Here is a 14994-nt window from a genome sequence, read left to right on the forward strand (position 1 = left end):
CAGTTTGAAAGGACATCAATTTAACCTTTACCTAATGAATTGTTCTTTCAGTCGATACACTTGTTGTCCTTGCAAGCTTTTGTTTTCCAAATAGAAGGAGTGACAACAAACCGACTCCGGCAAAAATCGTATAAACCGTAATCACATGGCCATAGCTGATCACTTCCGAAATGGTTCCGAATAACAGATAACCAATCGTCGAACCGATTTGAGTTGTATTCATATAAAGAGTTGTTGCGATTCCTGGAGCTTCTGGAATAAAGTCCTGAAAATAGGCAATAGCGATTCCGGCAGTAATCGATACTTGGGCAGCACTTAAAAATTGAATCAAATAGATCTGCCATGGTGACTGAACAAATCCAAATAATAAATAATAGATAAACGCAATCGAATAGCCTATTTTAATTAAAATAGCATTATTGATTTTAGTTGCAAGGACTCCGACAATGATCATAAACGGAACCTCAAAAATCGGCGGCACACTAAAAATAACCCCAACGTCCATTTCAGACCCATGCAGAACCTTCGTTACAAATTGCGGTACATTCAGCATATGAATGGAAGTAGCAGCTGACAGAAGAAATGCCGCAGCAAGGTAAGCAAGAATATATGGCTTTTTTACATAGTTGCCAACTGAAGGAGCTTTATGTAGTGCTGATTGCTGTCTTGGAACATCCCTTAACAGAAAAACAATCGTCACATAGGCAAGGAAATAACCTGCCGCTACAAATAAAAACAATCCTTTAAAACCGACCGTCATCAACAGCCACGATCCAAGTGCCGGACCTACCGTCCATGACAGGGCAAAAAACATTCGAAAAATATTCATGATGAACGGTGTCTCTTCATTTGGGATATCTGCCGCTTTAAGGGCATCACGAGCATATGCCCAAAGCTGCGGAATCGCAGCAGCCGTTACTCCCAAGACAAAAAATCCTGTAAAAGCAAGGGCCAAATAATTTCTTAAAAATGCATATAAGATGTATCCTAAAACCCCTGAAAATGAGGTTAAAATCAACAACTTTTTTCTGCTTGTATTCGTATCCGACAGCTTTGCAATATAACTGCTGATGGTCACCCCACCAACTGCCGTAATCGTCATAAATATCCCAAAACCAATATTGCTCATTTTCACTTCATCAATTCCAAATATTGAAGAAAAAGGAGCAAAAAAGGACGAGGCAAACCCTAGTATGAAATTGATGAGAAACAGGACTGGAAAGGAAGGAATCCTCCATACGAAAAGCACTCGTTCTCTCACCTTTGAAAAAGCAATATTTTTCAAGTCAATCACCAGCCCTATTATTTTAGTATAGATATAAGTTTAGTATTCTTATTTTCCAATCGACTTAATATCAGGGAATGAATCATCCACCACTGGACATTATTCCCCACATTTAGATTAAGGGAATTATCTTTAAGCAAATCCCTATAAAAAGTAAATCGATTACAACTAATATTATAAATCTTATTCGTTAATTGTCTATTCATTTATATTTTTAGTATAGACATTAAGAAAAAATAACCAAACAATTTCATTCAGAAAATCTCAATTAAACTTGACTGTTGATTTCCGCTCCAGGCACAAGCGGTTCGCGGGCGTGTCAGGGAACTTACTCGGCGCTTAAGCACCTGCGGGGTCTCTCCAGCCGTACTCCCGAAGGACACTGAATACTTCCTTGAATCCGCCCACGCACAAAGGAAATGCGTTAGTATTTTCAAGGAGTCTTCGTGCCTTACTCTCCAATCAACAGTGTGTATATATCGACAATGTTCTTTAACATAGCGTCAGAAAAAAAGCAGAAGGCTTAACATCCCTCTGCTATCATTTGTTTAATGAGTTATTGGAAGCTTTATTACTACGATGCTCTTTCGGTTTTCATCTCCCAACAACATAAACAAATTATTTTCCGCTACCTTTAAAGGCTCCCTAGAATACGCCTTTTTTAACCTACAACGTTCTTTGGCTGCTCATTTTTTAAAACCAACATCATATTTTCCGCGGCTAATTCAGCCATTTTTAACCTTGTTTTAACACTTGCACTGCCAATGTGGGGAATGGTGACCACGTTTGGAAGAGTGAGAAGCGGATGATCTTGAGATATTGGTTCCTCCTCATATACATCTAAGCCAGCGGCCCAAATGGTACCCTTCTTTAAAGCAAGATAAAGATCGTCTTCATTAACAATTCCGCCCCTTGCGGTATTGATCAGAATAGCAGTGTTTTTCATTAGCGATAATTCACGGGTACTGATGAGCCCTTTTGTCTCATTGCTATATGGTGTCATAATACAAACAAAGTCTGATTCTTTTAACAAGGTTTCAAGCTCAGCAAACTTTACATTTAACTCATTTTCTATTTGATATTTTCGGCTCCGATTATGGTAAAGGATCTTCATATCAAACCCATTTGCTCGTCTTGCAAGTGCCGTTCCAATTCGCCCCATGCCGATGATGCCAAGCGTGGCACCATAGACATCTTGCCCCGTCAATTGCATTGGAGACCATGTTTTCCAGTCCCCTCTTCTTAAATAATCCGAGGATTCTACCAGTCTTCTAGCTGTTGCCATTAACAAGGCGAAGGTTAAATCGGCTGTTGTTTCAGTTAAAACACCAGGTGTATTGGTGACGATAATCTTTTTTTCTTTTGCAGCTTTAATATCGATATTATTGTAGCCAACTGCCATATTGCTGATCACCTTAAGCCTTCTAGCCTTTTCAAGCAGTTCCCTGTCAATAGTTTCTGTTATTAAGCAAAACAGACCTTCTGCATCCGCAATTTCTTTTTCCAGAACTTCGCGCGGCACTGGGATCTCAGGTTCATTCCACATCCTAATCTCACATTCCATTTCAATCTTCGTCACAATTTCATCAGGAATTTTTCTTGTAATATAAACTTTAGGTTTCAATCCAATCCGCACCCTTTATGATATTTATAAAACGATTCCATTTATTCTTCTCATTTATCGTAAGTCACAATCCTCAAATTTCCTATTGAAACCATTCTCTAATACACTAACGGAGTGAAAGACAACTTCCACTCCGAATCATCAAAAGTACTCCAAGCATGATGCTTCCTTAAGCACGCCAATGCTCAAAGGAAATGTGGTAACATTTTCGAAGAGTCTTCGCGCCCTTCCGTGCCAATCAACTATCAAAATAATCAAAACTCGCTTTAATAAGCCAAATAAAGAAAACTCGCCGACTGGCGAGCCAGGCAGGGCGAAGACAGAGGCGTAGTTCGCCGAAAAGCACAGCTTTTCGACTGCGGAGCTAATGCTCACGAAGCATTCCTTAGTGCCATTATGCCTGATAGGAAAGTTATACTTTCCTATCGGCTAAAAAAATCCAGCACCATAAAATGACGCTGGAGAAGAGCAAGTACCCCAAGGAAAGATTCAATTGCAAATGTTAAACGGCCTCTTCATCTAATAATCCGACTAATTGCAGTCCTTTTAATATTCCATCCTCATTCACATCTTTTGTTACATATTTAGCAACTTCTTTGACTCTGTCTTCGGCGTTGCCCATGGCAATGCTATTTTTGACAAAGGATAGCATTTCGATATCGTTTAGCCCGTCACCAAATGCATATACATGGTCCATCGGGATATTTAAATGTTTGATAAGCGCTTCAATCCCTTTTGCTTTTGATCCGCCAGCCGGCAGGACATCCATGGAATATTCATGCCATCTGACAAACTCAAACTTGCCGAATCTATCACGGTATTCTTCTTCATATTTCTCTGTACAAAAAAGCAAAGTTTGATAGATATTGTTATTTTTGTAAAAGTGAGGGTTATAGATTGGTTCACTAGTAATTTTCAAAGAGCCGATTCCCTCTTCAATGTAGGTATGATTCTCTACATTTGCATACATTTTATCATGACTTTCATAGATGAGTGGATTGTCAATCCCTTTGGAATACTCTGTTAACAAATGAAGTTCTTCCCGATCCAAAGGATTTTGAAATACTGGTTTGCCGTTATGGACAACATACTGGCCATTAAAGCTGACATACGTATGAATTCCAAGCTCTTCCCGTAAATTTTCAAACATAAACGGAGCCCGGCCTGTTGCAATAGCAAGCTCGTGCCCTAACTCTTTTAATCTATTTACAGCTTTTTTCGTTGATACAGGCAATTTTTTATCATGATCAAGTAATGTTCCGTCAATATCGAAAAAGATCATTTGTTTTTTCATTGCTGTTCCCCCATTATTTCTAATTTTATCACTTTCAACACAGCGCGTTATGGCCCTTTGTTTGTTGAATAAGGTATTTTTAAAGTAATAACGATTTATTATTGGATTACTGCAATGCATTAAACGATTAAACAACAACCATACCTATCATACTTGAAATGCTTTTTCTTTTAAAGTCATGTGTTAGAGTCATTATTTCATTGCCATCTCAGAAAAAGAAAAAGCACCTTATCCAATTCTCCTCATTTGAGTTGTTTTTAGTGTAATGTATGAAACGCATTTCATATCAAGAAAAAAATAAAAAAACTTATCTTTCGAATAAAGCATATAAATGACTTGTTACACTATTGGTTCGAATACTATTAATCTTACTAATCTATCAATTCGTTAACCAATCAAAGGATTTGAATTTGAACATGATATGAAAATGTTGTTTGTATAACAAAAAAACAAGGCGCGAATTCTTTTAGAATTCACGCCTGAAGTTTATAAAGCCGCAAAGATTTCATTTTTCTTGAATCGCGGAAGCCAGTCTCCATGCGCCTCAATCAACTCATCACACAATAATACAATATCATCCAGCGATAATTCTGCAGCAGTATGCGGGTCTAACATGGCAGCCTGGTAAATATAATCCCGTTTGTGTGTCATTGCCGCTTCAATTGTTAACAACTGTGTATTAATGTTGGTGCGATTGAGTGCCGCCAGTTGTTCAGGTAACTCACCCACATAGGTTGGGGTAATGCCGCTCCGGTCTGCAATACAAGGAACTTCCACACAGGCTTTTTCTGGCAGGTTACTGATTAATCTTCCTGTATTCAGAACATTGCCGCCAAATTTGAAGGGAATATTTGTTTCAATTGCTTCTATTATTCTTGATCCGTATTCTTTAGAGCGGACATGTTCCAGAGCCTTATTATGGACTAAATCCTCTCTCATTGTTTCCCAGTTCTTTATTTGATTCTCACAACGGCGCGGATACTCATCAAGCGGGATATTGTATTTTTCAATTAACTCCGGATATCGTGACTTTATAAAGTATGGATGATATTCCGCATTATGCTCAGAGGATTCCGTAACATAGTAACCGAATTTTTCCATTAATTCAAATCGTACCATATCATGGTGTTTGACTTTTTGCTTATCTCTTGCTCGTCTTTTAATTTCCGGATATAGATCTTCACCGTTTCTTTTTACTTCTAGCAGCCAAGCCATATGGTTAATCCCTGCAACCTTTTCCTGTATCCCTTCATGATCCATACCCAATGATTGAAATAATTCTTTCGTACATACTTGAACACTGTGGCACAGGCCTACTGTTTGGATTGCTGTGAAGCGGTTCATTACCCCTGTTAATACCGCCATCGGGTTCGTATAGTTTAAGAAAAGTGCATCAGGACATACCTCTTCCATGTCCTTGGCAAAATCAAGCATTACCGGGATTGTTCTTAGGTTGCGGAAGATTCCGCCAATCCCAACAGTATCAGCAATTGTTTGTCGTAATCCATACTTTTTCGGAATTTCAAAATCAATCACTGTGCTTGGTCGATAGCCGCCAACTTGAATAGCATTAATGACATATTTTGCACCTGTTAACGCTTCCTTCCGATTTAAATAAGCTTTAATTTTTATGTTTTTATGCAGGTTTTCTTGCAAATTGCGAAGCATGTTCTCAGAATCTCTTAATCTTTGTTCATCTATATCATAAAGCGCAAATTCAAATCCCTCTAAAGCTGGAACAAGCATGCAATCCCCTAGGACATTTTTGGCAAACACTGTACTTCCCGCACCTAAAAAAGTAATTTTCAACATGGAAACATCCTCCTTATTTTCTGTATCGATATTTTTACTTGGACCGGCACATTAGTTTAAAAATCTGTGAGGTAAAGTCACCCCATTGCAACAAACCTGGGATTACTTGATCCAGTTGAATACCCGCATTCATTAATTCATCACCATAAAAAGAACCGTTCATTCCTTCGATTTCATACTCCAGTTCATTATGTAATCCTTTTAACAGAAGTCGTTCATAACCTGAATTCGGTTTTGCCAATACTTGATAACGCCCAACTAGAGCTTCTTTTTGATTCTCTGAAACTACCATCCAGCTGGTAACATTACCATCCTTATCGAAAGGACTGTGAAGCCGATAAAAGGTTCCTGTTTGCAATAGCTTGCGATGTTTTTTATAAAAATTTGTTTGCTCCTTTACGATCTGTTTTTCTTCCACAGACATTTTTGTCACATCCAGCTCATAGCCAAAGGTGCCAAAAAAGGCAACATTAGCTCTCGTCTCCAAACTGGTGATTCTGCCAACCTGATGGTTCGGTACAGCAGAGACATGCGCTCCAATCGAACTTACTGGATAGACAAAAGATGTCCCATATTGAATTTTCAACCGTTCGACCGCATCCGTATTATCACTAGCCCAGGCTTGTGGAGCATAATATAGCATTCCTGGATCAAAGCGGCATCCCCCGCTTGCACATGATTCAAAAAGGATATCTGGAAATTCCGAGGTCAGTCTATCGTATAAATCATACACACCCAAAATATAGCGATGTGCCACTTCTCTCTGACGGTCAGCAGCTAACGTCCGAGACCCAATTTCGGTCATGTACCGGTTCATATCCCACTTCACATAGGAAATCGAGGTATCACACAGAACTTTTGACATCATGTCAAAAATGTAATCCACGACATCACTTCGTGAAAAATCAAGCACATATTGATTTCTCCCATGTGACAGCCTTCTATTCGGCACCTGAATAATCCAGTCGGGATGAGCGTTGTATAATTCACTCATTTTTGAAACCATTTCTGGTTCAAACCATAATCCGAATAACAACCCTAAATCGTTGATCTTTTCTGCGAGTCCCTTAATTCCATTTGGCATCTTTCTTTTGTCTGCAAACCAATCACCCAATGAAGTGGTATCGTCATCACGCCTGCCAAACCATCCATCATCTAACACAAACAATTCAACGCCCAGTTCCTTTGCGGCACTTGCCATTTCAAGAATTTTCTCATCATTAAAGTCAAAGTAGGTGCCTTCCCAATTGTTGATGAGGATCGGTCTCTCCTTGTCACGCCAGTTCCCTCTAGCAAGTCTCGTCCTGTACAAAGAATGATAGATTTGACTCATACCGTTTAGTCCTTGGTCGGAGAATACCATCACCACTTCAGGAGTTTGAAAACTCTCGCCGCTTTCTAGCAGCCAATTAAAATCAAAAGGATGAATTCCCATCATGATGCGGGAAACACTATAATAATCTACTTCTGCCTGGGCCAGAAAATTACCACTGTAAACCAAGCTAAATCCATAAACTTCCCCTTGATGCTCCGTTGTTTCTGGACGCTTTAAAGCCAGGAATGGATTTTGCTGGCTGCTGCTTGTTCCTCTTGCACTGGAGATACTTTGAATTCCCGTTTCGAGTTTTCTGGTTTTAACATGCCGCTCTCTGGCCCAACCACCTGATAAATGGATTATTTCAAAATCAGAATCAAAGAAATCAATACTCATACTCATTGCTCTAGTAAGGTTCAGATTTTCTCTGCCATGGTTCATAAATTTGGCACTGCGGGTAATCACACTTATTTTTTCATAGATGGTATAGCACAAAATGATTTCTGCATCTATCACATCATCATATAAGGAGATTTCCAACGTAGCAGCTTCATTTTCCTGTTCGACATATGTAGCAGGAAGCCTCTCAAGCTTAGACTTACCTTTATAGATTCGGTGATCTTTGTATATAAAGTTGGAAATACGGCTGCCATTTTCCTGTGAAATTTGATAGGCCGGTTCCCGAAAATCCGTTGTCCCATAAGAAGGATATTCCTGTTTGGTTGTATCAAGGGAAAATGACAAATCTCCCTCAAATACACAAGCAATGTTTGCCTTCTCTATACTCGTATAGAGGTGAGAAAAGGATTCCCTGTGTCTAAGCCTTTTCCCGAAATATAAGTGCCCTAATTGATCGTTTTTTAAAATGTTGAAAATATAACTTAGTTTTTCAGACTGAAGATGAAATTCCTGTATGTCCTTATTAAAATAAATAGGCATTTACATTCTCCTTCAAAACCTAATTAACCTTTCACAGAACCGGAGGCCAACCCCTGAATAAAATGTTTTTGTAAGAATAGAAATAGGACCACCATCGGGGCAACTGCCATAATAGCAGCAGAGGCAACAAGGTTTAGGTTGTTTGTATTTTGTCCAAAGAATCCTGATAGCGCGACGGTTAATGTTTTCATTTCGTCAGCCTGAAGGAAGAAAATCGCAAATTGGTAATCATTCCAGATAAATACACAGGAAATAATCAAAATTGAAGCAGTAACTGGTTTTAACAATGGAAAAACCACTTTGTAGAATGTCCCAATTGTACTCGCCCCATCTATTTTCGCCGCTTCCTCAAGCTCTTTTGGAATCGTCGAACGGATAAATCCCGAATACAAGAAAATCGTTAATGGCATATAAGCCGCAACATTATTCAAAATCGCAACCAAATGGGTATTCATCAAGCCAATATCAACGACTAACTTGTATAAAGGCACTAAAGCTGTTAATGGGGGAATCACCATGACCGCGATAAAAATCACGTAAACATACTTATTTAACTTGGTTTGCCGTCTTGCCAGAGGATAGGCCGCCAATGAGCCAAAAAAGATTAATAATACAGCTGAAAAAAAGGTAATAATCAGTGAATTAATAAAGGCATTTCCCAAATTTGCCGCCTGCCAGGCATCCGAAAAGTTTGCCAATGTTATATGTTTTGGAAAAACCCATTTTGAGCTGAAATCTCCTTTTTCTTTTAACGAGGTTGTAATCAAAATATAAAATGGAATTAAATGAAACAAGGTGATGAAAGCAGCAATAACCGTCAAAATTACTTTCTTTTGCTTATCCATGTACACCACTATGCCTCAACCTCCTTGCGTTTAAAGAAAATCAATGCTGCCAAACTGATCACTAAGATCATAACTGCCATTAAAATACCTTCCGTTGCGGCATAGCCAGCATCCTGTCTATTAAAATATAAATCATACATAAACGTGGACATTGATTGTGAGGCATTTCCAGGCCCGCCTCCAGTAAGAGCAATGATTACATCAAACAATTTCAACCCACCGATAATGTTTAAAACCATATTGATGGTGACAGAAGGCATTAATAATGGCAACGTGATGTTTTTAAACTGTTGAAATGCGGTTGCGCCGTCCATCTGTGCCGCTTCATAGTAATCTTTTGAAATACTTTGCAGTCCTGCTAAATAAATAATCATGGCAATCCCAACAAATTGATACGTATTGACGAACACAATCAGCCATTTATTCATATTGGGATCACCCAATGCATTGATCTTATGCAGCCCAAAAAACTGCAAGGCATCGTTTAAAGCCCCGTCTTGGTAGGCAAAGAAGAAATACCAAATATACCCCATAATTAATGGACTAATGATAACTGGAAGGTAAACAATCGTTCGAGTAATAGCACGTGCTTTTATACTCTGATTCAGTAATAAGGCATAAAGCAGCCCTAAAACATTTTGAAAAATGGTGCTTCCTAGCCCGTAAAGCAAGGTATTTCCCACCACGAGCCATGTATCAGGATCCTTTAGTAATCTTGTATATTGCTTAAAGCCAACATAATCAAAGGTTTGAGAAAAACCATCCCAGTTAGTAAAAGAAATTTTTAAACCATCAAGAAACGGATAAATAATGAAAAAGCATACTACAGCTAGAGCAGGAAGGTACATCCACCATAGAGATGATTCCTGCTGTCTTTTCAATTTATTTCTTCTAACTTTTGTTTTCGTGACACTGGCTTTTTGAGTTTCCGCTCCAATCACCGGCATTCAACTCCTATTAAGGATCTTTCCAGCTGTATCCGGGGCTCTTTTGGCTGTTCCGACCCCCGGATCACACTAGTTATACTCTTCATTGTTATTGTTTGCTAAGGCGCTTGAATTCCTCGCCTACTTTTTGTGATACTTGCTTCGGTGTCATTTTGCCAGCTACCAATTCCTGTCCAGTTTCTCCCAAAACATCCCACATACCACTTGGCAAATATAAACGGTCAAAATATGGCTCCACTCTGGCATCCTTATATGTTTCATAGTCTTTAGAGTAATAGTTTGTGGCATCCGTATTCGTTAACCCTGCCGGTAATGAGGTTCCTTCAGCAATTTCTTTGACCATCTCCGGCTGTGATATAAACTCGATAAATTGTTCTGCTTCTTTCTTATACTTCGAATCCTTCCATACCGCAAGTGTGTGACGTTCCCCGCCAATCCAAACCGGCTTATCCCCACTTTGAATAACAGGCATTGGAATGATCCCCAATTGAATATTTGGATTTAATTCCTTCACAGATGGCCCCAGCATTCCCCCGCCAATAATAAATCCAATTTTATTTTGTGCCATTAGCTGAGGTAATTGCTGAATCTGGGCTGTTAATACGTCTTCATTTAACAATCCTTTATCTTTCATTTCCTTTAGTTTTTCTGGAAGATACGTATAGTTAGACCAATCGAATGTACCATTTAACAGTTGTTTTTCGTAATTATGGTTTGGATCCGTCACCAACAATGGAGTTAAAAACTGGTCAAAGTATTGACCGAAAGACGATTTATCCGAACCATTGAACCATAGCGGTGTTACTTCTGCATTGCTTTTCTTTTTAATCGTTTCAAGAGCGGTCATAAATTCATCAAAAGTAGTCGGCGGCTCGATTCCGTATTTTTTCAAGAGCGTCGCATTGTATGTAATACCGTCTTTTGCTTGGTTTAATGGGTAAGCATAAACTTTTCCCTTGTCATCTTTCAGGATGGGGTCCAAGGCAGGGTCAAGATTTTTTACCCAATCCATTTTACTTAAGTCTTCAACATAATTTCCGTATCGTTTTTTCGCCCAGCCATGCGTATCAAATAAATCCGGCATATCATTCGCTGCCATTTTGACTCGAAGCATTCCTTCATATTTATCGGCTGGATAGTTATATTTAATGACAATATTCGGATATTTCTTTTCAAATTTTTGTATGACATCTGTCAATGTTTTCTGGTCAGATTCATTTGTAACAGTTGAATAGAGTGATAAGGTTACTTTACCTCCTGAGGCATTGGATGACGTACTTTTACTTGAGCAGCCTGCAACAATGGTTGCAAAGGAAGCAGCAACAGCTATAGCTTTGATCCACTTTTTCATATAAAAGTCCCCCTTGAAAAATTACTTACATAGAACCCAAAAAGCTTAAAGTAAACTTACTTGACATAAGAAGGTGGTACTATATAATAGTGGGTACTCCTGCTTATTTTGGGAGCCCTGGGTTTATTCGTATGTAATAAGTGATGGCCGTCACGTCCTATATTCTTTATAGGTAGATTACTAGCGAATAAACCTTTCCTTCTTATCAAAGAAATCATTAATTGTAAAAATAAATTTGTAAGAGCGATTTCGAAAACTGTCCTTCATTCTCGTTGTGAAGGACAATTTTACTTGGGCAAACTCGAGTATTGTCCTTCATCCCTGCCTTGAAGGACATTTTCGCTTGGACGATTCCGAGGTTTGGCCTTCATCCCTGCCTTGAAGGACATTTTTGCTTGGGCAAACCCGAGGTTTGGCCTTCATTCTTGCCTTGAAGGACATTTTTGCTTGGGCAAACCCGAGGTTTGGCCTTCATCCCTTCCATAAAGGACAATTTTGGAGGAGCACCCACGTTTTGTCTTTTATCCTCGTAAATGAAGTAAAACAATGCAGATGTTTCGCAGTCAATCACCTCCTTTCATCCATTCGGAATATTTTGCTTCCAGCTATTTTCCTGAGGCACTGCTTTCTCTTATAACTAATTCCGTTGGCACAAAAACCTTAAGAGGAATTTTCCTTCCGTTAAAACGATCCATCAATAGTTTTACCCCAGTTCTTCCCATCTCTTTAGTATGCACCTTTATGGTTGTGAGCGGTGTACTTGCGAACTTCGCCATTTCAATATCATCAAAACTAACAATTGCTACATCATCAGGAACTGTAAGATTCGCTTCCTGTAATGCTTTAAGAGCTCCAATGGCCATCGGATCGCTTGCAATAAAGAATGCTTCCGGGTAATCATTCTTCTGAAGTGCTTTCTTCATCAATTCATAGCCCTGAGACATCGTATATTCCCCGACAAAGATATAGTTGGCATGGAATACGCCTTTTTCTTTTAATACTTCCTCAAAAGTAGTTAACCGCTTATCTTCGATGACAATTTTTCTGTTATTCAAATGTTCCTTCTCTAATCCGCCAATATAGCCAATCCGCTTATATCCCTGATCTAATAAATGCTGCAAGGCTAATTTCGTTGATGCAACAAAATCTATTACAACAGAGTCGTAACGGCGGTCATCTGGAGAATGATTAATATACACAACATTTTCAATATGATCACTCACTGTTTTTAAAGCTGCTTCACTAATTCTTCCTATTACGATCAATCCATCAAAGCCTTGAGTGAGTGGATTCGAGCCTGTCTCATTCAGCCGAAACATACTGGTGGAAGAAACTCCCAAATTCAATAATTCCTCCTCAACCCCCTGACGAATGGACAAAAAGTAGGGATCACTTAATTCTTCTTCTACTGTCTGACAAAGTAAAATCCCAACGTTTGACTTCTCTTTTCCTGCCTCTTTGTGCTGCTTAACCCGCCTCTCAAGGATTGTCTTATACCCTAAATCCTTTGCCGCCTGTAAGATCCGATCCCTAGTTTCTTCTAGAACCGTAATGGTCCGATCGTTATTTAACACTCTCGAAACCGTTGCAGGGGAAACCTTCGTCAAAGCTGCAATATCCTTGATTGTCACCATCATAAAAACCTCACCACTAAATTATTTACCGATTCAGATTAAAATTTACTAAATTATTTACTTGGTATACATGTATAATAACAGCCCAAGAAAGGGGTTTCAATATATTTTTTGATAATTCGAAAATATTTACTAAAAATTTTACTTTATATAGGTTATGTTATTAACTCTATGACTACGGACCAGCGCCGAACGCTCTCTTCTTGAGCAAGCGAATTCAACATCCAAGTATATCCCAGCAAACTGAAAAAGCTCTCAACTAATTAGTTGAAAGCAATAGGAAGCCGTACTTTATCAGCGAATCTAAAAATAGAGTAAACAAAAGATTCCATACCCTCCTCGCCACTTGTTTCTGACAAAGAAGGTATGGAAATCAATAATAAATCATTTATGTTACGCTCAATTACAACGTTAACAAAAACTAACGATAATAAACTTCATTTAAACGCAGCTCATTAGTAAGTGCATGTGTATTTGTATCATTATTAATTAGGATCATTTCAATTCCAGTTAATTCAGCAAAATCTCTTAACTGTCCAACAGTCACTTTATACGAGAAGCAAGTATGGTGTGCGCCTCCGGCTTGTATCCAGTTTTCCACTGCTTGGCTCATGGATGGCTGAGTTTTCCATAAAACCCTTGCAACAGGCAATTTAGGCAATTCTTTATCCGGTTGAACGGCATCCACCTCATTAACAACTAGACGGAATCGATGTCCTAGGTCAATAATAGTTGCATTCAATGCTGACCCGCTTCTACCATCAAATACAAGTCTAGCCGGGTCTTCTTTGCCGCCAATACCGAGCGGATGAACTTCAATTCGCGGCTTGGTCGCTTGAATTGTCGGACATACTTCTAACATATGGGCCCCAAGGACCATTTCATTTCCCGGTTCAAAATGATACGTATAATCCTCCATAAATGACGTTCCTTCATTACCAGCAATTATTTTCATCAGTCTTACAAAAGCAGCTGTTTTCCAATCTCCTTCACCAGCAAAGCCATAGCCCTGCTCCATTAAGCGCTGGGCTGCAAGACCCGGAAGCTGGAGCATTCCGTGTAAATCTTCAAAAGTTGTCGTAAATGCCGTGTAGCCACCCTCGATTAAAAATGCCTTTAATCCAAGCTCAATACGCGCTTGATAACGGATTGACTCTCGGACTGGACCTTCAATTAAACCCTCTGGAACAATGAGGTATTTTTCTTCGTATTCTCCCAATAACCTGTCAATATCCTGTTCAGTTACATCATTCATGCGCTGTACTAAGTCACCAATACCATAACCATCCACTGTCCAGCCAAATTTAATTTGTGCTTCTACTTTATCACCCTCTGTTACGGCAACCTGCCGCATGTTGTCACCAAATCTAGCAACTTTTAAATTCTTGCTTTCAGCAAAAGCAACAGCCGTTCTCATCCAGCTTCCCAAGCGTTCCCGCACTTCCGAATTTCCCCAGTGCCCCATAATAACTTTACGCTTAACATTCATGCGGGCAGCTATAAAGCCATGCTCACGATCACCGTGTGCAGCCTGGTTTAAATTCATAAAGTCCATATCAATTGAATCCCATGGGATATCGCGATTAAACTGGGTAGCTAAATGAAGATAAGGTTTTTGCAGTGCAGACAATCCTGCAATCCACATTTTCGATGGTGAAAATGTATGCATCCATGTAATGACACCTGCACAATTTTCATCAGCATTCGCTTCTAAAAAAAGCTTGCGGATTGCGGCTGCGTCCTTCACAACTTCCTTAAATTTAATCTTATACGGAACATCAGCATTCAAGCCATTTACGATAATTTTAGAATTTTCTTCTACCTGCTTAAGTACATCTTCTCCATATAATAATTGACTGCCGGTTACAAACCAAAATTCGTACACTTTTGTTGTTAACATGATAAATCCTCCTTTGAAATCGATAGTTAGGTTATACATAAACAGTTA

General features: G+C 39.0%; 10 protein-coding genes. All 10 read right to left on the reverse strand.

From position 1 onward, the window contains the following. Nucleotides 1-31 precede the first annotated feature (31 nt). The 10 genes from HPT25_RS02170 to araA all read right to left on the reverse strand — a co-directional run bounded on the left by HPT25_RS02170 (nt 32) and on the right by araA (nt 14946). The gene (locus HPT25_RS02170; RefSeq protein WP_312857256.1) at nt 32-1294 is read right to left on the reverse strand and encodes a sugar efflux transporter; all 1263 of its coding nucleotides are present in this window, start codon (nt 1292-1294) and stop codon (nt 32-34) included. Between the two features lie 652 nt (nt 1295-1946). Continuing rightward, entirely contained in the window at nt 1947-2909 is a 963-nt protein-coding gene (locus HPT25_RS02175) for a 2-hydroxyacid dehydrogenase (protein WP_173059292.1), read from the reverse strand. 502 nt (nt 2910-3411) lie between these two features. After that, nucleotides 3412-4203 carry a Cof-type HAD-IIB family hydrolase gene (locus HPT25_RS02180; protein WP_173059295.1) on the reverse strand — a complete coding sequence of 264 codons (792 nt, stop codon included), beginning with the start codon at nt 4201-4203 and terminating at the stop codon, nt 3412-3414. Between the two features lie 486 nt (nt 4204-4689). Then, nucleotides 4690-6015, reverse strand: a complete 1326-nt coding sequence (locus HPT25_RS02185; RefSeq protein ID WP_173059298.1) for an alpha-glucosidase/alpha-galactosidase — start codon at nt 6013-6015, stop codon at nt 4690-4692. Between the two features lie 34 nt (nt 6016-6049). Beyond that, nucleotides 6050-8269: an alpha-galactosidase gene (locus HPT25_RS02190; RefSeq protein ID WP_173059301.1), complete on the reverse strand. Its 2220-nt coding sequence runs from the start codon at nt 8267-8269 to the stop codon at nt 6050-6052. 23 nt (nt 8270-8292) lie between these two features. After that, nucleotides 8293-9114, reverse strand: coding sequence for a carbohydrate ABC transporter permease (locus tag HPT25_RS02195; protein ID WP_173070807.1), 822 nt, complete (start codon nt 9112-9114; stop codon nt 8293-8295). 8 nt (nt 9115-9122) lie between these two features. Beyond that, nucleotides 9123-9962, reverse strand: coding sequence for a carbohydrate ABC transporter permease (locus HPT25_RS02200; protein WP_376767968.1), 840 nt, complete (start codon nt 9960-9962; stop codon nt 9123-9125). Nucleotides 9963-10149: 187 nt separating this feature from the next. Further along, nucleotides 10150-11412 carry an ABC transporter substrate-binding protein gene (locus HPT25_RS02205; RefSeq protein ID WP_173059307.1) on the reverse strand — a complete coding sequence of 421 codons (1263 nt, stop codon included), beginning with the start codon at nt 11410-11412 and terminating at the stop codon, nt 10150-10152. Between the two features lie 605 nt (nt 11413-12017). After that, nucleotides 12018-13049 carry a LacI family DNA-binding transcriptional regulator gene (locus tag HPT25_RS02210; protein WP_376767902.1) on the reverse strand — a complete coding sequence of 344 codons (1032 nt, stop codon included), beginning with the start codon at nt 13047-13049 and terminating at the stop codon, nt 12018-12020. A 418-nt stretch (nt 13050-13467) separates the two neighbouring features. Next, entirely contained in the window at nt 13468-14946 is a 1479-nt protein-coding gene (gene araA / locus HPT25_RS02215) for an L-arabinose isomerase (protein ID WP_173059310.1), read from the reverse strand. Between the last annotated feature and the right edge of the window lie 48 nt (nt 14947-14994).

This window comes from Neobacillus endophyticus (assembly GCF_013248975.1).
Lineage (GTDB): Bacteria > Bacillota > Bacilli > Bacillales > Cytobacillaceae > Neobacillus > Neobacillus endophyticus.

Bases quoted from the DNA above. Each gene is read 5' to 3' on its own strand.
- HPT25_RS02180 (WP_173059295.1), bottom strand. From the start codon at position 4,203: ATGAAAAAACAAATGATCTTTTTCGATATTGACGGAACATTACTTGAT.
- HPT25_RS02185 (WP_173059298.1), bottom strand. From the start codon at position 6,015: ATGTTGAAAATTACTTTTTTAGGTGCGGGAAGTACAGTGTTTGCCAAA.
- HPT25_RS02190 (WP_173059301.1), bottom strand. From the start codon at position 8,269: ATGCCTATTTATTTTAATAAGGACATACAGGAATTTCATCTTCAGTCT.
- HPT25_RS02195 (WP_173070807.1), bottom strand. From the start codon at position 9,114: ATGGATAAGCAAAAGAAAGTAATTTTGACGGTTATTGCTGCTTTCATC.
- HPT25_RS02200 (WP_376767968.1), bottom strand. From the start codon at position 9,962: ATGTACCTTCCTGCTCTAGCTGTAGTATGCTTTTTCATTATTTATCCG.
- HPT25_RS02205 (WP_173059307.1), bottom strand. From the start codon at position 11,412: ATGAAAAAGTGGATCAAAGCTATAGCTGTTGCTGCTTCCTTTGCAACC.
- HPT25_RS02210 (WP_376767902.1), bottom strand. From the start codon at position 13,049: ATGATGGTGACAATCAAGGATATTGCAGCTTTGACGAAGGTTTCCCCT.
- araA (WP_173059310.1), bottom strand. From the start codon at position 14,946: ATGTTAACAACAAAAGTGTACGAATTTTGGTTTGTAACCGGCAGTCAA.